Annotated in this window: 22 protein-coding genes; 12 read left to right on the top strand and 10 right to left on the bottom strand. The window is 55.6% G+C overall.

Annotated features, from left to right (window positions below; genetic code table 11):
• Positions 1-69 precede the first annotated feature (69 nt).
• From AC0V6N_RS07510 to AC0V6N_RS07470, 9 genes are all read left to right on the top strand, one after another.
• Positions 70-1,137: a Leu/Phe/Val dehydrogenase gene (locus tag AC0V6N_RS07510; RefSeq protein ID WP_486170958.1), complete on the top strand. Its 1,068-nt coding sequence runs from the start codon at positions 70-72 to the stop codon at positions 1,135-1,137.
• A 117-nt stretch (positions 1,138-1,254) separates the two neighbouring features.
• Positions 1,255-2,013 carry a heme ABC transporter permease CcmC gene (gene ccmC, locus AC0V6N_RS07505; protein ID WP_486170957.1) on the top strand — a complete coding sequence of 253 codons (759 nt, stop codon included), beginning with the start codon at positions 1,255-1,257 and terminating at the stop codon, positions 2,011-2,013.
• Complete coding sequence (gene ccmD, locus AC0V6N_RS07500; RefSeq protein ID WP_486170956.1) at positions 2,013-2,153, top strand: heme exporter protein CcmD; 141 nt, start codon at positions 2,013-2,015, stop codon at positions 2,151-2,153. Before ccmC ends, ccmD begins: the two co-directional genes overlap by 1 nt.
• Positions 2,150-2,611, top strand: coding sequence for a cytochrome c maturation protein CcmE (ccmE, locus tag AC0V6N_RS07495; protein WP_486170955.1), 462 nt, complete (start codon positions 2,150-2,152; stop codon positions 2,609-2,611). Before ccmD ends, ccmE begins: the two co-directional genes overlap by 4 nt.
• A gap of 18 nt (positions 2,612-2,629) precedes the next feature.
• Complete coding sequence (locus AC0V6N_RS07490; RefSeq protein ID WP_486170954.1) at positions 2,630-4,627, top strand: heme lyase CcmF/NrfE family subunit; 1,998 nt, start codon at positions 2,630-2,632, stop codon at positions 4,625-4,627.
• The gene (locus AC0V6N_RS07485; protein WP_486170953.1) at positions 4,627-5,151 is read left to right on the top strand and encodes a DsbE family thiol:disulfide interchange protein; all 525 of its coding nucleotides are present in this window, start codon (positions 4,627-4,629) and stop codon (positions 5,149-5,151) included. Before AC0V6N_RS07490 ends, AC0V6N_RS07485 begins: the two co-directional genes overlap by 1 nt.
• Positions 5,148-5,573, top strand: coding sequence for a cytochrome c-type biogenesis protein (locus AC0V6N_RS07480; RefSeq protein ID WP_486170952.1), 426 nt, complete (start codon positions 5,148-5,150; stop codon positions 5,571-5,573). Before AC0V6N_RS07485 ends, AC0V6N_RS07480 begins: the two co-directional genes overlap by 4 nt.
• Positions 5,573-6,217, top strand: a complete 645-nt coding sequence (locus tag AC0V6N_RS07475; protein ID WP_486170951.1) for a tetratricopeptide repeat protein — start codon at positions 5,573-5,575, stop codon at positions 6,215-6,217. Before AC0V6N_RS07480 ends, AC0V6N_RS07475 begins: the two co-directional genes overlap by 1 nt.
• A 111-nt stretch (positions 6,218-6,328) precedes the next feature.
• Entirely contained in the window at positions 6,329-8,257 is a 1,929-nt protein-coding gene (locus AC0V6N_RS07470; RefSeq protein WP_486170950.1) for a potassium transporter Kup, read from the top strand.
• 7 nt (positions 8,258-8,264) lie between these two features.
• On the opposite strand, the gene AC0V6N_RS07465 is transcribed toward AC0V6N_RS07470, so the two are convergent.
• The 5 genes from AC0V6N_RS07465 to AC0V6N_RS07445 form a co-directional block, all read right to left on the bottom strand.
• Positions 8,265-8,924 (bottom strand): inner membrane-spanning protein YciB, encoded by a 660-nt coding sequence (locus tag AC0V6N_RS07465; protein WP_486170949.1) that lies wholly within the window; start codon positions 8,922-8,924, stop codon positions 8,265-8,267.
• Entirely contained in the window at positions 8,924-9,838 is a 915-nt protein-coding gene (gene ftsY, locus AC0V6N_RS07460) for a signal recognition particle-docking protein FtsY (protein ID WP_486170948.1), read from the bottom strand. The genes AC0V6N_RS07465 and ftsY overlap by 1 nt, the downstream gene beginning before the upstream one ends.
• Positions 9,835-11,022, bottom strand: a complete 1,188-nt coding sequence (locus AC0V6N_RS07455; protein WP_486170947.1) for a MiaB/RimO family radical SAM methylthiotransferase — start codon at positions 11,020-11,022, stop codon at positions 9,835-9,837. Before AC0V6N_RS07455 ends, ftsY begins: the two co-directional genes overlap by 4 nt.
• Positions 11,019-11,828: a diaminopimelate epimerase gene (dapF, locus tag AC0V6N_RS07450; protein ID WP_486170946.1), complete on the bottom strand. Its 810-nt coding sequence runs from the start codon at positions 11,826-11,828 to the stop codon at positions 11,019-11,021. Before dapF ends, AC0V6N_RS07455 begins: the two co-directional genes overlap by 4 nt.
• A 77-nt stretch (positions 11,829-11,905) precedes the next feature.
• Positions 11,906-13,579: a putative bifunctional diguanylate cyclase/phosphodiesterase gene (locus AC0V6N_RS07445; protein WP_486170945.1), complete on the bottom strand. Its 1,674-nt coding sequence runs from the start codon at positions 13,577-13,579 to the stop codon at positions 11,906-11,908.
• 183 nt (positions 13,580-13,762) lie between these two features.
• On the opposite strand from AC0V6N_RS07445, the gene AC0V6N_RS07440 reads away from it, so the two are divergent.
• Positions 13,763-14,173: an EVE domain-containing protein gene (locus AC0V6N_RS07440; RefSeq protein WP_486170944.1), complete on the top strand. Its 411-nt coding sequence runs from the start codon at positions 13,763-13,765 to the stop codon at positions 14,171-14,173.
• Positions 14,174-14,184: 11 nt separating this feature from the next.
• Here AC0V6N_RS07440 and AC0V6N_RS07435 read toward each other — a convergent pair whose 3' ends face one another.
• A complete protein-coding gene (locus tag AC0V6N_RS07435; protein WP_486170943.1) occupies positions 14,185-15,873 on the bottom strand; it encodes a thiamine pyrophosphate-binding protein in 1,689 nt (562 codons plus the stop codon).
• A gap of 134 nt (positions 15,874-16,007) precedes the next feature.
• Between AC0V6N_RS07435 and AC0V6N_RS07430 the strand changes: the two genes are divergently transcribed.
• Positions 16,008-16,265: a hypothetical protein gene (locus tag AC0V6N_RS07430; protein WP_486170942.1), complete on the top strand. Its 258-nt coding sequence runs from the start codon at positions 16,008-16,010 to the stop codon at positions 16,263-16,265.
• 2 nt (positions 16,266-16,267) lie between these two features.
• Here the strand turns inward: AC0V6N_RS07430 and AC0V6N_RS07425 are convergent, their stop codons facing one another.
• A complete protein-coding gene (locus AC0V6N_RS07425; protein ID WP_486170941.1) occupies positions 16,268-17,665 on the bottom strand; it encodes an MFS transporter in 1,398 nt (465 codons plus the stop codon).
• Between the two features lie 159 nt (positions 17,666-17,824).
• On the opposite strand from AC0V6N_RS07425, the gene pgsA reads away from it, so the two are divergent.
• Entirely contained in the window at positions 17,825-18,433 is a 609-nt protein-coding gene (gene pgsA / locus AC0V6N_RS07420) for a CDP-diacylglycerol--glycerol-3-phosphate 3-phosphatidyltransferase (protein ID WP_486170940.1), read from the top strand.
• A gap of 20 nt (positions 18,434-18,453) precedes the next feature.
• Here pgsA and AC0V6N_RS07415 read toward each other — a convergent pair whose 3' ends face one another.
• The 3 genes from AC0V6N_RS07415 to AC0V6N_RS07405 form a co-directional block, all read right to left on the bottom strand.
• Positions 18,454-19,794, bottom strand: coding sequence for a hypothetical protein (locus AC0V6N_RS07415; RefSeq protein ID WP_486170939.1), 1,341 nt, complete (start codon positions 19,792-19,794; stop codon positions 18,454-18,456).
• A 154-nt stretch (positions 19,795-19,948) separates the two neighbouring features.
• Positions 19,949-21,910 carry a tetratricopeptide repeat-containing sulfotransferase family protein gene (locus tag AC0V6N_RS07410; protein ID WP_486170938.1) on the bottom strand — a complete coding sequence of 654 codons (1,962 nt, stop codon included), beginning with the start codon at positions 21,908-21,910 and terminating at the stop codon, positions 19,949-19,951.
• Positions 21,911-21,985: 75 nt separating this feature from the next.
• On the bottom strand, positions 21,986-24,634 hold the full coding sequence (locus AC0V6N_RS07405) for a TonB-dependent receptor (protein ID WP_486170937.1): 2,649 nt from the start codon (positions 24,632-24,634) through the stop codon (positions 21,986-21,988).
• Positions 24,635-24,681 lie beyond the last annotated feature (47 nt).

The raw sequence follows: 24,681 nt of genomic DNA, 5'->3' as shown, positions 1-24,681 counted from the left end.
CGATTTTACCCCGGCTGACATGGGGGCTCCCGTCAGGTCATCTGCGCATGGGCAAAAAGGCGCGTGTGAATGACAGCTTTCTGGACCGAACCTGATTTTGACGACCACGAGATGGTGCATGTCGTGCGCGATCGCAATTCTGGTCTGACGGCGATTATTGCGGTTCATTCCTCGCATCTTGGCCCAGGCGCTGGCGGTACGCGTTTTTGGCATTACCCCAATCCGAAAGACGGCCTGCGCGATGCGCTGCGCCTGTCACGCGGTATGAGCTACAAGAATGCGATGGCTGGTCTGCCGATGGGTGGTGGCAAGGCTGTAATCCTTGCAGACGAAGCACGGACCAAAACTCCCGAAATGCTCGCCGCCTTTGGTGACGCCGTTGAAGGGCTGGGCGGGCGCTATGTCACAGCAGAAGATGTTGGCATCAGCGAAGCTGATATGGTGGCGGTGTCGCAGCGCACGGCCCATGTCTCTGGCTTGCCCGTCAACGGAGAGGGAAGCGCGGGAGGGGATCCAGGGCCTTTCACGTCTTATGGTATTTATCTGGGCATCAAGGCTGCCGTGCAGCACAAATTGGGCACGGACAGCATGGACGGCGTTCACGTGGCAGTGCAAGGCACCGGAAGTGTAGGCGGCGGCGTTGCTCGGTTGCTTGCAAAGGACGGCGCAAAACTCACTCTTGCCGATATTCATGCAGATGGTGTGAAAGGTTTGGCTCAGGAACTTGGCGCTGAAGTGGTCGCACCCGAGGCAATCCTGACCACTGAATGCGATGTGCTCAGTCCCAACGCCTTGGGCGCAATTCTTGATGAAGAGAGTATCGCGAACCTCAACGCCAAGATTGTCGCAGGTGGCGCGAACAATCAGCTGGCCCGTGCGCATCATGGCGCAGCCTTGTTTGATCGCGGCATCCTTTACGCCCCTGATTATGTGATCAACGCGGGCGGAATAATCTCCGTCTCTGCCGAATACCTTGCGCGGGTCGAAGGACGCAGTGCTAGCGTGGGTGAAGTGAACGCCCGCATTGAACAAATTCCCGGTCGTCTCAGCCAGATTTGGCAGACGAGCGAGGCCAATGCGACTTCCCCCGATGTGGTCGCTGATCGCATGGCTCAGGAACTTATCGGTCGCACCTGATTTTATTTCTAAAGCGGCGAATAAGCGTTTGCCGCAGGCTGTGATTTAGCAACTTGCATCTTTTGCGCTCTTGCGGGCCGCGCATGGAGCACTATGAGAGAGCAAGGGGTTTGAAGAGTGCATATTTACGCCAATCCTAAGCGCTTCTTGTCGCTCGCCAGATGGCTGACGCCGCTTCTTTTTTGGAGCGGCCTAGTCATGGTTGCGGCGTCGCTGGCTTGGGGTTTGTTCGTCGTTTCACCTGATCGGCTGATGGGTGAAACTGTCCGCATCCTCTTCATCCATGTTCCTGCCGCTTGGCTGGGTATGGGAGGCTGGACCGGAATTGCCATTTCGAGCGCAGCTTTGCTGATCTGGAAGCACCCATTGGCTGGCATTTCCGCTCGTGCAATTGCGCCTGTAGGAATGGTGTTTTGCGCCGTGTGCCTCGCCACCGGCTCCATCTGGGGGCGCCCGACTTGGGGCACCTGGTGGGAGTGGGATGGGCGGCTTACCTCGATGCTGGTGCTGCTGTTTCTTTACGGCGGCTTCATCGCGCTATCAAATGCCACTGCGCGTGAGGGCGGATCTTTCAAAATCGCAGCGATCTTTGGCCTAGTCGGCGCGATCAATGTGCCGATCATCAATCGCAGCGTTGTGTGGTGGAATTCACTCCATCAGCCTCCCAGTCTGACAGCTGGCAAAAGTGCGATTGATCCAGAATTTCTTTGGCCGTTGCTCGCCTCGGTTCTCGGATTTTCGCTTCTGTTCGGGGGCATTGTCCTGATGCGGATGCGCGCGCTTATTGCGGAACAACAGGTTGACGCGCGCTTGCGCCGCCGCGCGCTGGATGACGAAGCGCCCGTCGCCGCTAACCCTAAGATGGAGACCGCGTAATGCGGGAAGCACTGGACCCTTGGCCCTTTGTGATTGGTTCTTATGCAGTTGGTCTGATTGCGCTCGCGCTGCTGATCGCTTGGAGTTACTATTCAATGCGCCGCGCGGAAAAGCGGCGTGAGGAGTTGAAGCGAAAATGAAAGCCAAACACCAACGCATGACATTGGTGGTGCTTGCCCTGATTGCCATTGTCGCAGCCGGGCTCATTGCAGCATGGGCTTTGCGCAACCAGGCAAACTACTTTTACTTGCCCGAAGAAATGGCAGCCGAGCCACCCGCAGTGGGGCAGCCCGTGCGACTGGGTGGAATGGTCCAAACCGGGTCCATCGAAACGCAGGCCGATGGGATCACCGTCAACTTCATCGTAACGGGGAATGAGGCGAGCAGTATTCCGGTGACGTATAGCGGTATCCTCCCCGATCTCTTCGTGGAGAATTCTGGAGTGGTTGCTGAGGGCAGTTTGCAAGCTGATGGCACATTCCTCGCGACAAACTTGCTGGCCAAGCATGATGAGAATTATGTTCCCAAAGAGCTTGAAGGGCTCGAGGGCCATGATGGCAACAAAGACTACGCCGAAACCGTAGCCGGACTGGAATAGGGTAGGCGGGCTAGCACTATGATCGCTGAACTTGGTCTTGCCGCATTGTGGCTGTCAGCTGCACTCAGCGTCTTACAGATGGTGGCGGGCGGGCTGGGTCTGCGCGATGGAGCCCTTGGACAAAACGCCATTTATGCGCGGCCTGCGGCTGTGGTTCAGGCTTTCCTTGCAACGCTTGCGTTCTTCTTGCTGCTCTATGCTTTTGCGGTAACCGACTTGTCGATCAAGCTGGTCGCCACGAACTCACATTCAGCCAAACCGTTTATCTACAAACTCACTGGCACATGGGGCAATCATGAAGGCTCTATGCTGCTTTGGGTGGCGGTGTTGGCTTTGTCTGGAGGGTTGCTTGCCGGGCTTGAGCGACGCTTACCTGAAAAAACAATGAGCGCGACCTTGATGGTGCAGGGTTTCGTGGCGCTGGGTTTCTACGCCTTTCTCATCCTTTCTTCGAACCCGTTTGAGCGAATGCCAGTTGCACCGCCCGAAGGCTCTGGCCTCAACCCGCTGCTGCAAGATATCGGCCTCGCGATCCACCCGCCTACACTGTATGTCGGCTATGTCGGACTATCGATTGCGTTCAGCCTGTGCATGGGCGCTTTGCTGACGAAACAGGTCACACCGGATTTTGCCAAGGTCATGCGCCCATGGGTTTTGGGTGCATGGGTGTTCCTGACCTTTGGCATAACTGCTGGATCATACTGGGCTTACTATGAGCTTGGCTGGGGAGGCTGGTGGTTCTGGGACCCGGTTGAAAACGCCTCGCTTATGCCATGGTTGGCAGCGACCGCTTTGCTGCATTCGGTAAGCGTTCTGGCGGCGCGTGATGCGTTGCGAACGTGGACGATCATGCTGGGCGTGCTTGCATTCTCGATGTCTATGCTAGGCACGTTCCTCGTGCGCTCGGGCGTGCTGACAAGTGTCCATGCCTTCGCCGTCGATCCTGAACGCGGGAGTTTTATTCTTGCGCTGCTTGGCCTGTATATTGGCGGGGCGCTGGTGATCTTTGCTTTGCGGGCAGGGCATATCTCAGAAGGTAAGCGCTTTACGGTGACGAGCCGCGAGGGCGCGCTTGTTTTCAATAATGTGATGCTGTCGGCGATCCTCGCGATTGTGCTGCTCGGAACGCTCTATCCGCTGCTGACTGAAGCGTTCGATGTGCGCGTGAGTGTCGGTCCTCCGTACTTCAATCCTGCGGGCGCGATTTTTGCGATTCCAATGTTTGTCGTGATGGCAGTGGGGCCATTGCTGCGTTGGAAGGAGGACAAACCCAAGCGAATTCAGTTTGAGCTTTCTTTGCTCGCAGCAATCGCGATTGCAATCGTGGCCTTGGTCGCAATTTTTGGCGATTACAGCATTCTGCCACTGCTGGGATTAGCGCTTTCAATTGCGCTGGGCATCGCCAGTTTCCTCCCGCTTCGAGGCCGCAATATCCGGCGCGTGCCAACAGCGACTTGGGGCATGGTGATGGCTCACTTTGGCGTAGCGGTTGCCTTGTTTGGAATGGCGAGCGAAAGCGCATTCACCTCCGAAAAGCTCGCGGCTATGGCTCCCGGTGACACAGAAGAGGTCGCTGGCTGGAACATCGAATTGAAGAGCGTTGATCCGGTGGCAGGCCCCAACTGGACAGCTATCGAAGCCCGCATAGCGGCGGCGCGCGGCGATGAAGAACCAACCATCATTGGCCCGCAAGCGCGCAATTTCTGGTCTCCGCCTCAACCCACCAGCGAAAGCGAACTGATTACACGCTGGGACGGGCAGCTTTACGTGGTTGTCGGCGATAGCGCTGGTCTTGACGCTAACGGACGCGAACGCTGGCAAGTCCGCGTATGGTGGAAGCCGTTTGTGACCTTCATTTGGTATGGTGGTCTCTTAATTGCGTTTGGTGGGCTGCTTTCGATCTTTGGCCGCGTGCGTGTCGATCTGAAACGTCGCAATGCGGTTGCAAAGGGTAAGGTTCGCCGCGCTGAGTTGGATGAGCTTGCGGGCCAGTCCGTGCCGGAGCCTGCTGAATAATGCGCGCTGCCTATTTTATTCCCTTGGCCCTTTTCCTCTTTTTTGCGGGCCTGGCTGGCTATCAACTGACCCAGCCCAAGCAGCAAAATGTGCCATCGCAAATGATCGAGCAGCCTTTGCCCGATTTTGAGCTCGCGCCCGCGCTGGATGGAATGCCCGGTGCATCCAAGGCTGACTTCGTCGGCGGTAAGCCTAGGCTTCTCAATATCTGGGCGAGCTGGTGCCTGCCTTGTATCGCAGAGGCCCCGCATCTCGAGCGGTTGAGAGAGGAAGGCGTTGAGATCATCGGCATTGCGATCCGCGATCGACCTGAAAAAGTAGCGGATTTCCTTGGACGCTACGGCAATCCCTACACGCGCATAGGATCAGACGACATTTCGGAGCTAATGCTCGAAATCGGCGCTTCCGGTGTTCCAGAGACTTATGTGATCGATGCGCAGGGCAATATTCGGTATCAGCATATTGGTGATATTCGCGCGGAAACGGTGCCGTTGCTGCTTGAACAATTGGAGCAGGCTCAATGATCCGACTTCTGCTTGCTTTGCTCGTTGTGACGGCTGCACCGGTCGCTGCTCAGCAAAGTATGCCGCCTGCACCCTACGCCTATACGCAGCTCGAAGACCCTGCTTTGGAAGCTGAGGCGACAGCGCTGATGGAGACACTGCGCTGCCTGAAGTGTCAGTCGCAAAGCATCAATGACAGCGATGCCCCAATGGCGGGCGACATGCGCCACCAGGTGCGTTCACGCTTGCTAGCAGGCGAAAGCCCCGATGAAATCCGCAACTGGCTGACGCAGCGTTATGGCGATTATGTGAGTTACGATCCGACGGTCTCCTCGACCACATGGCCCCTATTTGCGATCCCTGTTCTGCTTCTTTTGATTGTGGGCGGTGTGTTATTTAGTCGCCTTGGTAGACGCCGTTCCGACAAAAGGGGCGGTGATTGATGGCTGGCTGGCTCGCTGTCCTCTCACTCGCTTTGGTGAGTTTCGCAATTGCTGCTTTCATGCTCAAGCTGCCCAAACAGGGCTTTGCGGTATTTGGCGCTGTGCTGCTGTTCGGATTGGTTGGATATGCTTGGCAGGGCTCGCCTGAACTCCCTGGCGCGCCAAGAGAACCAGACAGTGCAAGCAGCCAGCAATCAGGCGAGGATATGGTCGAGGCGCGCAGTCAGCTATTTGACGCGAGCAATCCAAAACCTGACTATCTGCTTTTATCAGATGGTTATGCGCGCCGTGGCAGGTTCGATGAGGCGGCAAGCCTTTTGAGAAAGGGATTGAACGACAATCCCAATCATCTCGAAGGGTGGCTGGCGCTCGGCATGGCGCTGACTGGCCATGCCGATGGCTTTATGACCCCGGCGGCAGCTTACGCTTACAGCAAAGCGCGGGCCATCGACCCGCAGAACCCCGGTGCGGACTATTTCATGGGCGTGTCATTGCTTCAAACGGGCCAAGTGATTGCCGCGCGCGATACTTGGGCGAGCCTGCTAGATCGATCGCCTGAAGACGCCCCATGGCGGCCCGGTCTTGAGAGCGAAGTTGCGCGGCTTGACCAAATGATCGCCAATGCACCCATGTTGCAGCAATAGACACTGTCAAAGCGTCCTCGAGTCGCCCTGTTGCAGGGGAAGAGGGGCAGTGCTAGGGCGCGCGACCTTGGATGGGCTATGATGCCCGGCCACTCGGGATAATCGCCAGCTATGAGCGAAACTGCAGCATCGGCTCCCGCTCACCAACCGCCAGAAGGTGGTAAGAGCCATAGCGCCTCCAAATCCGCCCTGGCTGTGGGCGCGATCGGGGTCGTCTTTGGCGATATCGGCACCAGCCCGCTTTACGCGTTTCGTGAGACCTTTGTCGGACGTGCGGGCGTACAACTCGATCCCGCACATGTGCTCGGCGTCGTAAGCCTGATTTTCTGGTCGATGACGCTGGTTGTTGCGATCCAATATGTCACCATCCTCATGCGCGCAGACAATAAAGGGCAGGGCGGTTCGCTCGCGCTTGTCGCATTGATCAGTCGCAGTCTATCAAAGTCAAAATATGGTTGGATTGCGGTCCTGCTGGGCGTTTTTGCGACATCACTGTTCTATGGCGACAGCATGATCACCCCGGCCATTTCGGTCTTGTCAGCGGTTGAAGGGCTAACCGTCGTTGACCCGGGATTGCAGCGTTACGTGATACCCATTGCGTTGGGGCTGCTCGTATTCCTGTTCGTGATCCAAAAGCGCGGGACAGCCAAGGTGGGGGCGCTGTTTGCTCCCGTGATGATCGTCTATTTTACGGTCATTGCAGCACTTGGCGCTTGGCAAATCGTCCAGACACCCGACATTCTGTGGGCACTGTCGCCGCATCACGCTGTGAACTTCTTTATCCTTGATGGTTGGTTTGCCTTTCTGGCGCTGGGCACTGTTGTGCTCGCGGTTACCGGTTCAGAGGCACTCTACAGCGATATGGGGCACTTCGGTCGCGGTCCGATGCGGCTGAGTTGGTTCGGCTTCGTGATGCCATGCCTGCTCCTCAACTATTTCGGACAGGGTGCGATGGTGATCGGTCTGCCGCCTGAACAAGCGGCTAAAGCCATCCAAAATCCGTTCTTCTTCCTTGCATCTGAAGAATGGCGCTTGCCGCTGGTATTCTTGGCCACGATTGCCACCTTTATCGCCAGTCAGGCTGTTATTTCAGGCGCGTTCTCTATCACCAGTCAAGCGATCCAGATGGGGTATATCCCTCGCTTGAAGATCCGCCATACGTCAGAGACCGAGGGCGGGCAGATCTATATTCCGGCCGTGAACTGGGCGCTGCTGGTGGCGGTTATCATACTTGTCCTCACCTTCCAGAACTCATCAAACCTTGCCAACGCTTATGGGATCGCTGTTACCGGTGCTGTGACAATCGACACGCTGTTGATGGCTGTGTTGCTCGTCGGCGTGTGGAAGTGGAAATGGTGGTATGCGGCGCCGGTTGTATTGCTATTCTTGGTCATCGACGGAGCCTATTTCGCGGCCAATCTGACCAAAGTGCCTGAAGGTGGCTGGTTCCCACTGGCGGTCGGCTTCGTCGCCTTCCTGCTGCTCACCACTTGGGCGCGCGGACGCAAGCTAATGCGCGAACGCATGAGCGAGCATGCTTTGCCAATGGAGATATTCGCCAAGTCTGCGAAGAATTCTGCCTTGCGGGTTCCGGGCACGGCGATCTTCATGGCCAGCTCGGCCTCAGGTGTGCCCTCGGCCTTGCTGCACAACATCAAGCACAACAAAGTGCTGCACGAGCGGGTGGTGATCCTCACCATCGACATTGCCGATGTGCCCTATGTCAATCCGGATATGCGCTGCGAGTTTAAGGACATGGGCGACGGCTTTTTCCGCGCGGTGCTGCATTATGGCTTTATGGAAGAGACCGACGTCCCGGTGGGACTGAAGCACATGGAGCGATGCGGGGGTGAGTTTGACATGATGCACACCAGCTTCTTCTTATCGCGGCAAACACTGCTGCCGTCTGAGAACCCTGCAATGCCGATATGGCGAGAGAAGATATTCGCCTGGATGCTAATGAACTCAGCCAGCGCGATGGACTTCTTTAAGCTACCCACGAACCGCGTTGTTGAGCTTGGCAGTCAGGTGGAGATTTAGCGATCGCTTAGCTGGATGAGCTTTCGTCTGCTGCATCGTCATCGTCCAATCCAACATCCAAGCCGTGCTTTAGCAGCATAGGAATTTGGCTGAATGTGAAGATGAAGCTGAGTGGCATAAACACCCAGAATTTCGCCCAAAGCCAGCTTTCGAATGTCATCTGAGAACGCAGCACTTCGTTCAGGCCAGCAAGGGCGAGGAAGAATACGCCCCAATTGCGCGATAGTTTGAGCCAGCCAGCTTCGTCCACGCCTTCAAAGGCGGCCTCAAGAAGGATTTGAAGAAGCGCGCGGCCCAAGAAGTATCCGACCAAGAGGGCGGCTCCCATCCCGGCATAGATGATAGTGGGCTTCAGTTGTACAAAGACGGGATCGCCAAAGAAAATTGTGAGTGCGCCAAAGCCTACGATCAGTGCCGTAGAGAACCATAGCATCGGCGAAATCTTGCCTAGCAGCATACGGCTCGAAAACAGCGCAATCACTGCGGCGACCATGAACGCCCCTGTGCCATAGATAATCGCGAGTATCTCACCCGCTGCGTCAGGCTCAGCTGGCGCATTCCAACGGTAGATGCCCAAAAAGACGAGCAAGGGGCCGTAATCGATCAGTACATTGAGCCAGCCTGATTTGGGCTTCTTGGTTTGCTCCGTTTGAGCTTCATCGGCCATCAGGCAACTCCTGCAATCACGCGCGCGACCAGATCTGGGTCAAACGGGCGTAAATCTTCCATTTTCTCACCCACGCCAATCGCATGGATCGGCAAGCCGTATTGTTCCGCCGCTGCGACCAGCACACCGCCACGCGCAGTACCATCGAGCTTGGTCATGATTAGACCGGTGACACCTGCAACTTCTTGGAACACGTCAATCTGCGAAAGGGCGTTTTGGCCATTGGTTGCATCCAATACCAGCACAACATCATGCGGCGCTTCTTCGTTGAGCTTTCCGAGGACGCGGCGGATTTTCGCGAGCTCCTCCATCAGTTCGGTTTTGTTTTGAAGCCGACCTGCCGTGTCGACGACCAAGGCGTCAATCCCAGTATCAGTGGCCTGTTTGACCGCGTCAAATACGATGGAAGCAGGATCGCCGCCCTCTGGACCGCGCACAATGTCCACGCCAGCGCGCTCTGCCCAAGTCGCCAACTGGCCAATGGCGGCCGCACGGAAAGTGTCTCCGGCGGCGAGCAACACGCCATAGTCATCCTCGGTGAAGAGATGCGCAAGCTTGGCAATCGTAGTCGTTTTGCCCGACCCATTTACGCCGATGACAAGGATAACTTGGGGGCGGGGAAAGGCAGTAATTTCAAGCGGCTTTGCCACTGGGCGAAGGATTTCGGCGATCTCATCGGCCACTGCCTGCTTCAGTTCAGCCTCAGTAATCTCCAGCCCAAAGCTTTTTTCTTTAAGCTTCTCGCGGATGCGTGCCGCAGCGGCCGGGCCAAGGTCTGAGACAATGAGAGCATCCTCGACATCGTCCAAAGTTGCCTCATCCAGGCGAGCGGCAACACCGGTCAGGTTTGATCCCAGCCGTTCAGAGGTCTTACGAAAGCCGCCAAGAAGGCGCTCCGTCCAGCTCTGGCTCATACTAACAGACCTTCTTCTATGGCGCTTGGAACGGACTCGATTATCTGTCCCACTTGTGCGCCTTCGGGCAGTCGTACCCGCGCGTAGGAGGGCGCATAGCCGGTCCCGTCACGTTCGGCGAGGACGGCCAGTGTTTCGCCCACAAAGCTGTTGAGCCAAGCGGCGCGCCGAGTGGCAACGGATTGACGCAGTTCGGCCGCTCGCACCTTGATCAAGCTGCGATCCAGCTGCGGCATGCGCGCGGCGGGCGTGCCGGGGCGGGGCGAATAGGGAAAGATGTGACCATGCACGATATCGAGTTCTTCGATGATCGAGAGGTTCGCCTGATGGTGCTCGTGCGTCTCCGTTGGAAACCCTGCGATCAGATCCGCGCCAATCGCGATCTCAGGCCGACGTGCTTTAAGTCTTTGCACCAGCTCAACCGCATCACTGCGCAAGTGCCGGCGTTTCATTCGCTTCAGGATCAGATCGTGCCCATGCTGAAGCGATAAATGCAGGTGCGGCATCAATCGTTCTTCGCTGGCAAACATCTCAAATAGCAGCGGATCAATCTCAATCCCATCAAGCGAGGACATGCGAAGGCGTGGGAGGTCTGGGAATGTACTCAAGACCGCTTCAACCAAGCTTCCAAGCGGCGGCGTGTCAGGCAGATCGTGGCCCCAGGACGTGACGTCAACACCGGTCAGAACCACTTCGCGAGCACCTTGACCCAAGTGATGCTCAACTTCGCGCAAAACCTCAGCGATCGTCATGGACCGGCTGATACCGCGTCCTTGAGGAATGACACAAAAAGTGCAGGCGTGATCGCAGCCGTTCTGCACAGCGATAAATGCTCTAGTACGGGTTGGCGGCGGCGGCGCTTCGGGCACCGGTACATTCCAAGCGCGCGGATCAAGTTTTGCCGAATTGGCGACTAGACCATCGACTTCCGGCATGTCCGATAATTGATCGCGTTCAATGTCTGCAGCGCAGCCGGTCACAATCAGGCGAGCATCGGGGCGCGCACGGCGGGCCTTACGGATGGCTTGGCGGGTTTGTCGCACGGCTTCTGAAGTGACAGCACAGGAGTTTACCACGACCACATCGCCCGCATCTGCAAGCATGCCCTTCATCCGCTCGCTCTCAGCGATGTTGAGGCGGCAACCAAGCGATATGACTTCTGGGGAGACGTCAGGCTTGTTCACGCAAAGTCGTCCCATTCAAAGGATCCGCGATAGGCTTCAGTCGCGGGGCCGGTCATCAAGATTGAATTGTCCTCGCGCCAGTCAATGATTAAATCCCCGCCGGGCAGGGTGACTGTTACACGTCGTCCGGTTAGCCCACGCTTCATCGCGGCAACAGCTGTAGCGCATGCCCCGGTGCCGCAAGCGCGCGTGAGGCCAGCACCGCGCTCCCAAACGTTGAGGCGTAGATGATCAGGGCCAATTAGGCTGGCGACATTGACGTTGATACCCTGCTGGAAAAGCGGATCGCGTTCGATCGAAGGGCCAATTGCCGCAAGGTCGACACTTTCCGCATCTTCGACAAAGAAGACGACATGAGGATTTCCAACATTTACGGTGATCGGGTTCTCAAGCTCTCCCCAGCCAACCGGCATATTGTGCGTGTCCATCGCATAGGCGAGAGGGATCTGATCCCAGTCAAAACGAGGCACACCCATATCAACGCTCGCGCCGCCTTTTGCTGGCTTCAATGTAATAGCGCCGCCTGCTGTTTCGACTTCCGCTGATTTGCCATGCAGCAAAGCGACCGCGCGTGAGGCGTTACCGCATGCTTCAACCTCTGACCCATCAGAATTGAAAATGCGCATGCGGAAGCTTTGAGTATCGCTGGGCTCAAGCAGGATAAGTTGATCACACCCAATACCCTCGCGCCTATCGCTCAATGCACGCGCTATACTGCTGTTGATGGCGGGCAGCACCTCTTCACGTGCATCGAGCACGATGAAGTCGTTGCCAAGTCCGTGCATTTTAACAAAGGGGACGCGCATGTTCGGGCATCTATGCACGCAAGAGGCGGGCGTCCAGTCCTGTGCGTCTATTCAATTCATGTGCTGCGAGGGGAAGCTCACATGTTCACGATTTTTGGAAGCCTCGGTGCGGCGCCTTCAGTGACTTGATCGCTGCCTTCCGCGGGGCCAACTCGAGCCTTCGCAGGAGCGGCCAGCTTACCAATCGTTGCTAAACGCTTGCGCACCTGTTCGGCGCTTTCCGGACGGCCATAAAGATAGCCTTGGCCTTTGAGCTTGCCGAATTTTTTGAGCGACGCAAGAACCGCCTCATCCTCGATGCCTTCCGCAGTGATGGGCATGTCGAGACCGCGACCCAACGAAACGATGGCATCGACGATCTTTGAATCTTTGTTCGGCTTGTTGAGCTCAGTCACAAAGCTTCGATCAATCTTCAGACGATCAAATGGCAGAGTGCGCAGCTGTTCGAGCGAGGAATAGCCGGTGCCAAAATCATCGAGGCTGATCCGCACGCCTTGATTGCGCAGGCTCATGATGATTGAGCGGACGAGGCCGATATTGTCGTGCAGACAGCTTTCGGTGATCTCGATTTCTAGTCTGCTAGCAGGGAAGTTATGTTTCACGAGCATTTTGAGCAGCTTTTGCGCAAACCAAGGGTCGCGCAATTGGATGGGTGAAATATTGATCGACAGGGTCAGGCTGTCATCCCAATCCTGCGCATCAACAAAGGCCTGATCCATCAACTGATCGGAGAGATCGCTGATCAGTCCGATCTCTTCTGCAATGGGAATGAACACTTCTGGACTAATCGTGCCAAGTTGCTGAGATTGCCAACGCGCAAGCATTTCAAAGCCCACAAGTTCGCCACTTTCGAGATCGACCTGCTGTTCGTAGAACGGCACAAACTCGCTCTCTACTAAACCGCGACGGATGCCTGTCTCCAATTCATTGCGGAAACGCAGCTCATTAGCCATCATGGTCTCGAACCAGAAATAGCGGTTCTTGCCCTGCTTCTTTGCGTGATACATCGCAATATCGGCGTTCTGCATGAGCTTTTCCGAATCTGCGAATTCCGGATTGTAGCCACTTTCATCGTGATCGCTTGAAACGCCGATTGAGATTGTGGCATCCAGTGTCATCCCGTCCAACTCGAACGGACGCGACATCACTTCGTAAAGGCGAATGACAAGATCATCGATCCGATCACGCGTTTGGGGGTCATAAGGCATCGCAAACGCGAATTCATCACCACCCAATCGAGCAAGTTGCGCCTGTTTGGGCAATTGCTCGCTAATCCGACGAGCCATTTCGACAAGCACGGCATCGCCTGCGGAATGGCCGTGCATATCATTGATTTGTTTGAAATTATCGAGATCGATCATGCAATAGGCAAGGGCAAGACCTTTTGCGGTCGCTACTTCGCGAAGCTCATCAGTGGCTTCGGACATGCTGCGACGATTGAGACATCCTGTTAGCGGATCAGTTTCGGCTAACGCTCTCGCTTTTTCTTCGGCGTGTCGTCTTTCACCGATCTCTTCTTGCAGTTCGCGGTAGCGCCGGAAACCGAAGATAATAAGGACGATGTTCAAGAGTAAGGCATTGACGAGCAGATGGTCGGGACCTCTTGTCCCATAGAAAATCGCATCAATAGCGCCGGGCAATACAGAGCTGCCGGTTGCAACAAACAAAATGATCGCTGCTGTCGCAATCCCTAGCGCGACAAGATCACGATCTGCGTTGCGCAAAGTGCCTGATTTCTTGTTGTTTGCCAATGTATTCGCCTCGTACCCTTCGCGGCGTGCCCCTATCTCATCAAGATTGCGCGGTATGCGGCGTCAAACTAAAGATAGAGTTAATACCATTTGTAGCTCAGACGGTGCGTGGGGTGGCGAATGCGCCGCTCCCGCATTAAGATATGCTACGTTGATGTGCGTAGGTCAGATGGAGAATTATCGGTGCCTAACTATTGGCTGATCAAATCAGAACCGTTCAAGTATAGTTGGGATGATCTTGTAGAAGAACGTGAAGGAGTGTGGGACGGGGTTCGAAACCACACGGCCAAAAACAATCTGAAGGCGATGGCTGTTGGAGATCAGTGCTTCTTCTATCATTCGCGGGAGGGGCTGGAGATCGTTGGGATCTGCGATGTGTCCGTTGCCGACATTCTCGACCCGACAGATGAAACTGGCAAATGGGCTGCGGTCAAGGTCAAGCCAAACCGCAAGTTCGAAAACCCCGTAACGCTCAAACAGATCAAAGCAGAGCCGAGTCTTGCGGATTGCGAACTGGTCAGGTTTTCACGGTTGTCGGTAGCCAAAATCAAAGCGGATGAGTGGGAACTGATCTGCCAAATGGCTGAGGGTTGATAGCGAGTGAGCTAAGTTGCTTTTGCGCGCAGTCCGCTGATCGTCGCTCCGCTAGCGGCCAATTGCTCGACATCAATTTTCATGTGGATCAGGCGCAGGCCTTGGCGCGACTGCGCCTCTGTAAGAGCCGCTTTGAACTCATCAGTAGTATTGGCTGTCGCACTCCAACCTCCATAGGCGGCACCAAGCGCGGCGAAGTCTGGATTGGCCAGATGCGTGGCTGACACGCGCCCCGGATATTCGCGCTCCTGGTGCATGCGAATTGTACCATAGGCTCCGTTATCAATCACAAGGACGAGTAGGTTTGCGCCATATTGCGCTGCGGTGGCAAGCTCTTGGCCGTTCATCAGAAAATCGCCGTCTCCTGCGACTGCAACGACGGTGCGATCTTTGTAACGTAGAGCTGCAGCCACGCTCGCTGGGACACCGTAACCCATTGCGCCTGCAGTTGGAGCGAGCTGGGTGGGATACCCCGCATAACGCCAGTAACGGTGCCACCAACCCGCGAAGTTACCTGCGCCATTGCAGATAATCGTATCGGCAGGCAGCGTTTCGCGCATGTGCGTGACGCACGCGCCCATGTCGAGCGCTGGCGGCGTTGCAGAAGGTGAATGTGTTGACCAGGCCTCCCACTCTGCATGAGCTTCTTTGCCTGCATCAAACGGAATAATCGCTTCATCCTCCCAGAGTGCGGCGGCTTCGGCGAATTCGTCGACCGAACAGGCGAGGCCCAGCTCGGTCAGGTAGACGCGGCCCAATTCGTTGGGGTCTGGATGGACATGGACCAACAATTGTTCCGGGTGATCAGTTAGCGGGAAGGAATAGCCGTCGGTTGTGGCTTCGCCGAGCCGCGCACCCACTGCGAGCACGAAGTCTGCGGATTTCACCCTTTCGACAAGCTTTGGATTTGGGCCATAGCCCAGGTTGCCGGCATAAACCGGGGAGGCTGGATCAATCGCGTCTTGGCGACGAAAAGCCGTTGCGACGGGCAGACCAATCCGCTCTGCAAAGGTTTGGAAATGCTCGCGCGCTTTGGTGTTCCATCCCGCACCGCCAATAATCGCGATAGGACTTGCTGCGTCGGCCAGCAGAGCGAATAGAGCTTGCATCGCATCAGGGCAGACGGCTTGCGCGGGCCGAGTTACAATCGGACGTGGTTTCAGATTTGGATCAACGGCGTCGCACAGCATATCTTCGGGCAAAGCGAGGACGACGGGACCCGGCCGGCCACTCATCGCGACCGAGTACGCCCGGGCAATATATTCTGGCACACGTGCCGGATCATCAATGCGCGCAGCCCATTTGCAAATCGGGCCAAAGAACGCCTCGAAATTGACCTCTTGAAAGCCCTCCCGATCGCGCATTGGGCGCGCGACATCGCCAACAAACAAGATCATTGGTTGCGAATCTTGGTGGGCTACATGCACGCCGATGCTTGCATTTGTCGCCCCAGGACCACGGGTAACAAATGCGATGCCGGGCCGTGCTGCCTCTGCGGCTCCCATTGCTCCATCTGCGCAGGCCATGAAGGCCGCGCCGCCTTCTTGTCTGCATGTAATGGTTTCGATGTCAGATCGCTCATGCAAAGCATCAAGAACCGCAAGGAAACTCTCACCCGGGACGGTAAAGACCCGGTCTGTGCCCTGTTCGGCAAGGCAATCTACAAGCAATTCAGCGGCGGTCTGAGCGGCGTTTGTCACGGCGGTAGTTTCTCCTGTTACTACTGCGATTAGGCGGTCAGTCGATTAACCACAAGCCATGCTTACTGTCCCGCTTTTGGGCAGTGCAAAGGGCAGTCTCGCCAAAGGTTAAGAAAACGTTAACTCAGGCTCCCATGAGCTATGCGAGTCTTTCCAGCACAATGGTGCAGCGCCCGGTTGATACACACGAAGCTGACGGCAAACGCCGCGGTCTTGTCCTAACCGATGAGAGTGCAAAACATCCGTTTCGTGCCATATTGCCGCCACGCGTTCGCGAAGATTTGCACGAAATTCCCGCTGAAAGTCTTTGGCGGCTGACGGCTGAAGATGTGCGCGGTGCAGCCAGCACCTATGTCGCGACAACAGCTGCGATCCTCGTATTCATTATGTAATCTTATGCGGGCGCGGTTGCGGCTGCAGCTTCGCGCTCGGCCTTAAGTAAAAGCCATCCTAGCCACGCTGAAATTGCCGTCATGCCAGCTGCGAGCAGTAATTGCTCTGCGACGGGCACTCCCAAAGCGGTGAGGCCGATTGCTACGCCAGACCCGATCAACATTGCGAGCGAATTGACGATGTTGTTGGCGGCGATAGTGCGCGATGCGGCATCGTGCGCACAGCGCGTTGTTAGGAATGCATAGAGCGGCACGACAAACATCCCGCCGGCAGTCGAGATTCCAAGCAAGATCAAGGACAGTGGAATAGCGAGCGGCTCCAAGATCCACTGTTGGATCGGTAGTAGCTCTCCGGCCTCGTTTGGTATCCATGCACGGCAGACAAAGTAGAAACCGATGAGGAATGCGCCCATTACGATGACGCAAATTGGTGCATATCGGGCTGACACATCGCCCTTAAGCAGCGCGTTGATGGCAACAGAGCCAATGGCGATCCCAATTGAGAAAATCACGAGAAACAGGCTTGCAACCTCTGGTGTCGCCAACAATTGGTTTTTGGCTAGAGGAGGGAACTGGATGAAAAGCACAGCGCCGATGGTCCAGAAAAAGCTGATAGCGATGATAGCGAACCAAATCTCACGATTGTGCCGTGTCTTATCGACCAATCGCCAGCTCATGAGGACCTGATCAGCAATCGCAACGGGGATGAAACCCAGCCAGCGTGCGACCGGATTTCTTACTTTTTCAGCGAAAGGTTCCAAGAGTGGGAAATGCACCTCATGGCTGCCCTGTGGAGGAGCATCAGGCACCCAGCGCGAGACAAAGTAGCCGACGAAAGCCGTGATCACGATAAGGATGATCGCGTTCTCAATTTCGATAAAACCAGCGAGGATCGTGCCAAGCAAAATGGCTATGTAAGTCCCAGCTTCGACAAGTCCTGTACCCGGAAGAACTTCCTCCTTTTTAAGGTGTTGTGGCAAAATAGCGTATTTGATTGGTCCCAAAAAGGCAGATTGCGCAGCTGCCAGAAATACCACGAATAGAAGTAGTGGAATGGCAATCGCATCGACCGCAATTCCCTGCCACGCCATGAAGAGACCGATCGCGCCCAAGCTGGCCCAACCAATTTCGCACAGCTTAACGATCCGAATGATCCGCGCTTTGTCGTGAGAATCGGCAAGTTGGCCAGCCAAAGCGCTCATCAAGACAAACGGCATGATGAAAATGAATGACGCGACGCCGCTAAACAGCGCCTCTTGCTTTTCGTCATTGTAGACAGAGTAAACCACGAACAGGACCAATGCGGTCTTGAACAGGTTGTCGTTAAAGGCGTTGAAGAATTGCGTGACCATCAGCGGCAAAAAACGCTTTTGGCGCATCAGGTGTGTTGTTGTTGTCATGCGTGTATGCGGTGCCCGCAATTTCTCCCTTCGTGCAGACATAGCGATCCGCTGAAACCGCACAAGCCCGCAAAATGGTTGGATTGCAATTGTGTATCGCCACAAGAGTTAGTGTTTTGCTACTGAGCGCAAGCGGCTAAGGGACGCGTAGAGACGATTATGCTTACTTTGCCCAACATACTCACCCTTTCGCGCATCTTCGCGGTGCCTTTGCTCGGGTTTTTCCTGTGGTGGCCCGATTGGCAGTTGGGCTATCTGATTGGCTTTGTGCTCTATGCGGTGATTGCAATCACTGACTTTTTCGACGGTTATCTCGCCCGTGCGCAAGGTACCGTGTCGAAACTCGGCATCTTTCTTGATCCGATTGCTGACAAAATCATGGTCGCGGCAGTGATCTTAATCCTGACCGCGCAAGGATATCTGCGCGGCCCCTATGTAGGCGACATGCATGTCATTGCGGGCACAGTGATCCTTATCCGAGAGATCACGGTCTCAGGTTTGAGGGAGTTTCTGGGAGGCATTCAGGTATCGGTCCCAGTGACGAAGCTTGCCAAGTGGAAAACGACATTTCAGCTGGTGGCTCTGGGAGCGCTGATACTTGGCGGGGCGGTGCATGGGCAACCGTGTCAGGCGCCGGGTCCCGATTGTCAAACGCTCGCAGAAAGCTGGGTTCACGTGATTGGGTTGGGCAGCCTTTGGGCCGCTGCGGTTCTTACCTGCGTCACCGGTTGGGATTACCTACGCGTTGGCCTAAAGCACATGGATTGATCGGCCCCGGTGTTTGAAGCTTAGCTAGCCTGCGGTTTTGTGTTGATGCTCTGTTTTTCAACCACTCGAAGTCCCCCAATTCTGGCCCCTCTAAGTGGGATTGGGGTGTCGCTACTTTTGTCTCGATCGCCCAATTGGCGATAGCGTTCCAGACTTTGCTGAAGGCTAGAAATTCGAACCTGCAACTCGGTGTTTTCGCGGGTCAGTCGTTCCGCTCTTTCAGCCTGCCTTTTGAGCGTCCGTGCTTCCTTACTCGCCTTATCGACGGAGCTTTCGAGACGCTGCACATCGTCTTGAGCGATCGTGTATCGAAGATGCGACTCCTTTAGCCGTTCGCTATATTCGCGGATCGTGCTCCGGGTGTTGCCAAGCTCCAACTTCATTTGCTGGTTTTCTTGAGCCAATGAAGCTGCTTGATCTTTGATGTATTTGTTTTCGTCGGCCAAGTCTTGAGAGCTCGCGCGCATTTCATCGAGAAGCTTGCGAGTGATCCGGTGACCCTCTTTCTCTTGCGCATGGCCGCTATTCAATGTGTAGATGCGTGCGTCGTAGGATAGTTTGAGATCAGATTGCTTGGCCTCCAATGCCTGCAATTCCTCCTTTGTTGCCTCAAACTGCTGCTCCAGCTGCCAGATAGTATCTGCCTGATCTTCGCATTGTGCCTTGCGTTCCATTAGTAAGCGATGTGTCCGACTTAGCGTATCATTCGCATCAACTAATTCTGCTTTGTCTTTTTCCGCTTGAAGCCTCAATTCCGCTTCTTTGGCAGCGAGAATTTGCAGCGCACTGTCTCGCTCAGTCAAAGTGGTTCGCAGACTGGCAGCCTCAACTTCAGCGACTCTTCGTGCGTCAACTTGGGTTTGGAGTTCTTGCTCAGCTTCACGCATTGCTGCTGTTACACTATCGAGCATGTCCCGTGTGCGTTCGACTTCAAGGCTTTGAGTCTTGGCTTCCTTACTGGCCATTTCGAGCCGGGTTGCCACGCGCGACAGATTATCTTCGCTACGGGCCAGTGCGCGCTCCGCCTCAGAGCGTTTTTGCGTTTCTTCTGACACTTCGCGCGCACTAACATTCAGGCGCTGCGCGAGCTTGAGATTTTCAGATCTAAGCTGCGCCGCCATTTCCGCCTTGATGCGTAGGTTAGACATCTCATCCAGTAAGCGATCTGCATGTGCACGGGCGTGCTGCATTTGATGCATGAGCTCGTCAAGACTGCCAGAAATTCCGCCGATTGGGGAGGACTCTTGAGCTGCCTCCATGTCTGGTGCCGGAGTGACCTCTTCCTCCACTTCTATTGGCATCACCTCCTGCTCGACTGCATTCTTGCTGAATGCCGAGGCAAAGGAAAATAGTTTGGGCATTGGTGTCTCCGCTGCGAAAGCGCCGCGGCTGCCTCAATCTGGGTATGGCGTGAGGGACGACGGACGGGGGAGGGTAGAATGCACCAGATAAGAGGTGGAGTTAATCCTCGGAAGAATGCTTAGGGTGAATGCCCAGTTATACCCCGCCGCTAGATCAAAGGTGCTCACCCAGAGCTGTTTTTAGTTCACCAAGCCATGGCTCAAACGGCTTCCATGCGTCCTGGCCTTTGCGGTTAATTGGCTCTCTAACTTGCTCGCTGGAAGCAGTGCGCACGGCCCGATCGGTTTTGTGGAAATCGAGGCACTGCTGTTCAAACGGCACTTCCAAAAAGTCGAGCATTCGCCGCGTCTGCCCTTCTAAATCATCTAGCACATCCTCATGCTGGACGCGCAAAACTTTGCCCGGCAAAACGGTGTCCCAATGGTCCATCAGATCGACATAGTCGGAATAATACCGCCCCACTTCGGTCAGGCCGTACGTAAACTCCTGCCCTTCGGCAAAGAGCTGTTTGAAGCCTGAAAAGCAGCAATCCATAGGAGCGCGCCGCGCGTCGATAATTTTTGCATTGGGCAGGATCAGGTGGATCAGGCCGATGTGGCGGAAATTATTTGGCATCTTGTCGATAAAGAACGGCGCACCGGCGCGGTGAATGCGGGTGTTCTCGATGAAGTCTTGGCCAAACTTCGCCAATTGGTCGGCGTTTAGTTGATGAAACACCTCCGGATAGAGCGATTGGCCAGCTTTGCGTCCACGCAAGCGATGGGCGAGAGCGAGGATGTTAGGAAGTTCTAATGTGCCGTCTATTTGTGAGTGGCTGGCGAGAATTTGTTCGAGCAGTGTGGAGCCAGCTCGCGGTAGTCCGAGAATAAAAATCGGATCTGGGGCAGGGTGGCCAGCACCATCATGCTTGGCGAACAATTCTGGAGTGCAAAACTCTTTCTGCCTCGCAAGCTCCTTGGTCATCGCATCCGCTGAGTAGCGCGTTTGCGCGCGTTTCAGCGCATTGCCTTCGTTGTAGTGGTGAAAACTCGCCTCATGATCGCCTGCATCCTCAAGCGCTTTGGCTAGCGCAAAGTTGAGGTGCACTCGGTCCATAAAGGCAAGATCGCTGCGGTCAGCCTGCGCGCGCATTGCATCGACTTCATTCTCATCAAAGCGATAGGTTTTGAGATTGGCGAGGGCATAGTAGGCATCGCCGTGGTCAGGCTTTGCTACGATAGCTGCGCGGTAGCTCGCCTCGGCCTTTGATCGGTCTCCTTTGGTCTTCAAAGCATGGCCCCGGCTGGTCAGGCTCGCAGGATCATTGGGAAGCTTTTCGAGCACGCTGTCGAACAGCTCAAGACCGCGGTCATAGTCGCCCATCTGGATGCATTCGATGGCGAGCCTTGATTGGAACAGCGCGTTTGTCGGGTCGCGTTTATAAAGCAGCTCCGCTTGCTCCATCGCCTCCGCTGATTTCTGACGGCGACGCAGCGCGTCGATATAGTCAAATCGCAACTGCACATCATCGGGCGCAAACTCGACCGCGCTTTCCAGCAAGAATTCCGCATCATCCAGAATGCCCAGCTCAATACCAATCTTAGCCAGCAGTCGCATGCCTTCGACATTGCGCGGGTTCTTTCTCAGGAAATGGCGGCAAATTTCCTCTGCACGCACCAAACGCCCCTCGGCGAGGTGGTTCGTGACGGCGTGCAATTCCTTGGGGAGCGCTGCCAATCGTTGCAGCTGAGCGTTCGCAGCCTGCGCCTCGCCGATATTGCCTGCGAGCTTGTTGAGGCGTGCCTGTTCGCGCCAACTCGCCTCAAGCGCTGGATTAAACCGCGTGGCCTTAGTGAAAGCCGCAAGTGCGCCTGCGCCATCGCCGCGGGCCAAAGCCAGGTGCCCTTCCTCCTGCCAAGCGCGGCCGTATTCAGGCATAGCGGCATGCAAAGCAGAGAGGTGTTGCGCAGCGTCTTCGTGACGTTTCAAGTACCGCGCAGCGACCGCTGCCATGTACAACGCTTCGCCGTCTCGAGCATTGTCTACCAGCAATGCAGTTGCCATTTCCAAGCCGGCTTCAAACTGACCGGACTGCAGCGCCTTTTGCGCTTTATGGAGATGTTCTTCACGCGTCATAATTGGGCCCTAGACAGCAAAACGGCGGGCGTGAACAAGTGTCACGCCCGCCGCTTTCATTTGCAGTGGTTTCGATCAGTAGTCGAACGTCACGCGCATACCAACCGTAAGTGGGCGGTTGGTGATGATGCGCTCGCGATCATTGCCGAAGATGCCAGAGATTTCGGCGCGTTCGTCAGAGAGGTTTTCACCAAACACTTCAAAGCGCCACTGTTCAGCCTTCACACCAACCGACAGGTCAAATGTGGTGTAGCTGTCGAGCTCAATCTTGTTGATTTCGATAATGTCGGTGAGCTTTGATGACGAGTAGGTCATCTGTGGCTGAATGTAGGCCTCAAGACTATCATTGAGATCCCATTCGTAGCGAACCCGCATATTGCCCTGGAAGCCCGGAGCATACGCCAGTTCTTCACCCGCGATCACATCGTTGGTTGGGATCAGGATTTCCGTGATCTCTGTATCAAGGATCGAGAATGCGCCTGAGAAGGTCAGACCTGGTGTCGCATAAGGAGCGACGGTAAAGTCAGCCTCAACACCATAAATCTCTGCATCCGCCGCGTTCGACGAGAAGAAGAGATTGGTGATCGAAGGGTCAAAGATCTGCGTTTGCAGGTTCGAGATATCGACGAAGAAGGCCGAACCATTGAAACGGAATTGACCGTCAAGCAGGTCCATTTTCCAGCCAAGTTCGTAGTTCTTCACTTCATCGGTTTCGAGTTCAAACGGGACAACAAATCCGCCAGCACCCACAGCGCCGCCTGGACGGTTGAGGAAGCCAGGACGGAAACCTTCCGAATAGGTCGCATAGAACAGCAGGTCTTCGGTTGGCGTCAGAGTTACTGTGCCCTTGAAGATCGTGCCGCTCGTTTCTGCCACATCAGGTGCGCGCAGGGCGTTGAAGACCTGCTGTGCTTGGGCTGACGATAGGCCAGCTGCTTCAATGTCAGCTAGGCTGTCATTCAGGTCGAATGTCTGGCGCAATGCTGGGTTGCATGATCCGATAAACGTGAACTGCCCATCTCCGTCATACAGATCAGAGATGTTGGTGCCGAACGCGTTTTGGTCAGTGCCGCCGGAGTTACAGAAGGAGCCATTTGCGGACCCTTCAAAATCAACTTCAACATCAAAATAACGCGCGCCCAATGTCACCGAAAGCAGGTCCGGTACGACGTCAAAGCTGACTTCACCGAAGATGCCGAACTGTTCGTCTGTACGGCGAATATCGTTGCGGAAGATTGTGTCTGCCGGAAACGGTCCGGGATCAGAGAAGAAGCCGGTTGTCTGCGGGAAGTTCTCCGCAAACGGACCAAATGGCGCAGCAGCAACGTTGCCCGGATAGGCAAAGTCCACACGCTCTTCGAGGCTGAGATCGGAATAGAACGCACCGCCTTGGAACCGAACGCGCCAATCGTCAGGAGTGCTGAAGCGCAGCTCTTGCGTGAACACTTCGGTGTTCGAAAGCGAATTGATGTAGAGGTTAGGTGCCTGACACGTGCCGCTTGGATCAGCAGCGCCTGGATAGGTCACTGAGCCATCACAGATGTAGTAAGGCAGGTACTGACCTGCAAACAGGTAGTCGGTGTAGTCGGCGCGCTGCTCGCTCTCACGGTCAGTGTACGCGCCTGTGTAGATTACATCGAGAAATGCGATGCGCCCTTCGACAGTCCAGCTGGTGTTCGAGAAATCGTCTTCGAGACGGTCCGTTTCGAAGCGTTCGATCTCTAGATCATCAAGTCCGCCTAGTTCGGGGTCTGCAAAGAACACACCGTCGGATTCGAGGCTCTGGCGCTGATGCGAAACGCTGACGGTCCAGTCAGGGGTGATTTCCCACAATGCGCTGGCGCGGAAGCCTGCGTAAGTGGTGTCGTTGAAATTGTCCTGCGCAAGGCCGGCGTTATCGGCTTGCAGGAAAGTGACGTTTGACAGGTCAGCGGTCGACTGGAAGCCAGCACGCACTGCAGAAACCGGAACGCCGTTTTCACGAACGAAACCTTCGGGACGGAAACGCGCGCTTTCAGTCAGATCGCGGGTACCCTGAACATTGTCGATGTAGCCGCCCTGATCGTCGAGATACACGACGCCGCGCAGCGCGAATGTATCGCTCACTGGCACGTTGATCATGACTTCGCCCTGATAGCTCGCTTCACCGCCCTTGGTGAAGGAGATGCCTGCAGATGCGCTTGCATCAAAGCCAGAAAGGTCGGGCTTGTTTGTGATCAGACGCACAACGCCAGCTTGTGAACTCGCACCGAAGAGCGTGCCTTGCGGGCCTGAAAGGACTTCGATCCGCTCAAGGTCAGCTGCATAGACGTCAAGGTTACGGCCAGGCTGCGAAAGCGGCTGATCGTTCAAGTAGAGAGCAACGTTCGGGGCAAGACCAGCAACGCCAGCAACGGTGATGTTGGGTGTCGTGGATGCGAGGCCGCGAATGTAGATTGTGCTTTGACCCGGACCATTGCCGCCTGCGGTCACAGTCGGGATTTGGTCAAGGTAATCTTCGAAAGTGTCGATGTTGAGTTCATCAAGTTGTTCTGCACCGATTGCAGACACTGAAACCGGCACGTCTTGAAGGTCTTCACTACGGCGTTGAGCGGTAACAACGATAGAGCCGACGCCGCCCTGCCGCTCTTCAGCGGTTGGTTGATCAGCATCTTGCGCCGCCACAGGCGAAGCGATTGCGACCGCGAGTGCGCCAATTGACGCCCCGCTTATGTATTTCGACATTTAAATGCCCCTTTGAGCTTTTGCATGGGCTCGCGACACGGAAGTGC

The sequence above is a fragment of the Erythrobacter sp. S57(2025) genome (assembly GCF_057365055.1).
This window is presented reverse-complemented; position numbering and strand designations above follow the sequence as displayed.

Coding starts and splice junctions, on each gene's coding strand:
- ccmE (WP_486170955.1), top strand. CDS start 2,150: ATGAAAGCCAAACACCAACGCATGACATTGGTGGTGCTTGCCCTGATT.
- AC0V6N_RS07510 (WP_486170958.1), top strand. CDS start 70: ATGACAGCTTTCTGGACCGAACCTGATTTTGACGACCACGAGATGGTG.
- AC0V6N_RS07485 (WP_486170953.1), top strand. CDS start 4,627: ATGCGCGCTGCCTATTTTATTCCCTTGGCCCTTTTCCTCTTTTTTGCG.
- dapF (WP_486170946.1), bottom strand. CDS start 11,828: ATGCGCGTCCCCTTTGTTAAAATGCACGGACTTGGCAACGACTTCATC.
- AC0V6N_RS07410 (WP_486170938.1), bottom strand. CDS start 21,910: ATGACGCGTGAAGAACATCTCCATAAAGCGCAAAAGGCGCTGCAGTCC.
- AC0V6N_RS07475 (WP_486170951.1), top strand. CDS start 5,573: ATGGCTGGCTGGCTCGCTGTCCTCTCACTCGCTTTGGTGAGTTTCGCA.
- AC0V6N_RS07405 (WP_486170937.1), bottom strand. CDS start 24,634: ATGTCGAAATACATAAGCGGGGCGTCAATTGGCGCACTCGCGGTCGCA.
- ccmD (WP_486170956.1), top strand. CDS start 2,013: ATGCGGGAAGCACTGGACCCTTGGCCCTTTGTGATTGGTTCTTATGCA.
- pgsA (WP_486170940.1), top strand. CDS start 17,825: ATGCTTACTTTGCCCAACATACTCACCCTTTCGCGCATCTTCGCGGTG.
- AC0V6N_RS07425 (WP_486170941.1), bottom strand. CDS start 17,665: ATGACAACAACAACACACCTGATGCGCCAAAAGCGTTTTTTGCCGCTG.
- AC0V6N_RS07470 (WP_486170950.1), top strand. CDS start 6,329: ATGAGCGAAACTGCAGCATCGGCTCCCGCTCACCAACCGCCAGAAGGT.
- AC0V6N_RS07480 (WP_486170952.1), top strand. CDS start 5,148: ATGATCCGACTTCTGCTTGCTTTGCTCGTTGTGACGGCTGCACCGGTC.
- AC0V6N_RS07490 (WP_486170954.1), top strand. CDS start 2,630: ATGATCGCTGAACTTGGTCTTGCCGCATTGTGGCTGTCAGCTGCACTC.
- AC0V6N_RS07430 (WP_486170942.1), top strand. CDS start 16,008: ATGAGCTATGCGAGTCTTTCCAGCACAATGGTGCAGCGCCCGGTTGAT.
- AC0V6N_RS07465 (WP_486170949.1), bottom strand. CDS start 8,924: ATGGCCGATGAAGCTCAAACGGAGCAAACCAAGAAGCCCAAATCAGGC.
- ftsY (WP_486170948.1), bottom strand. CDS start 9,838: ATGAGCCAGAGCTGGACGGAGCGCCTTCTTGGCGGCTTTCGTAAGACC.
- AC0V6N_RS07415 (WP_486170939.1), bottom strand. CDS start 19,794: ATGCCCAAACTATTTTCCTTTGCCTCGGCATTCAGCAAGAATGCAGTC.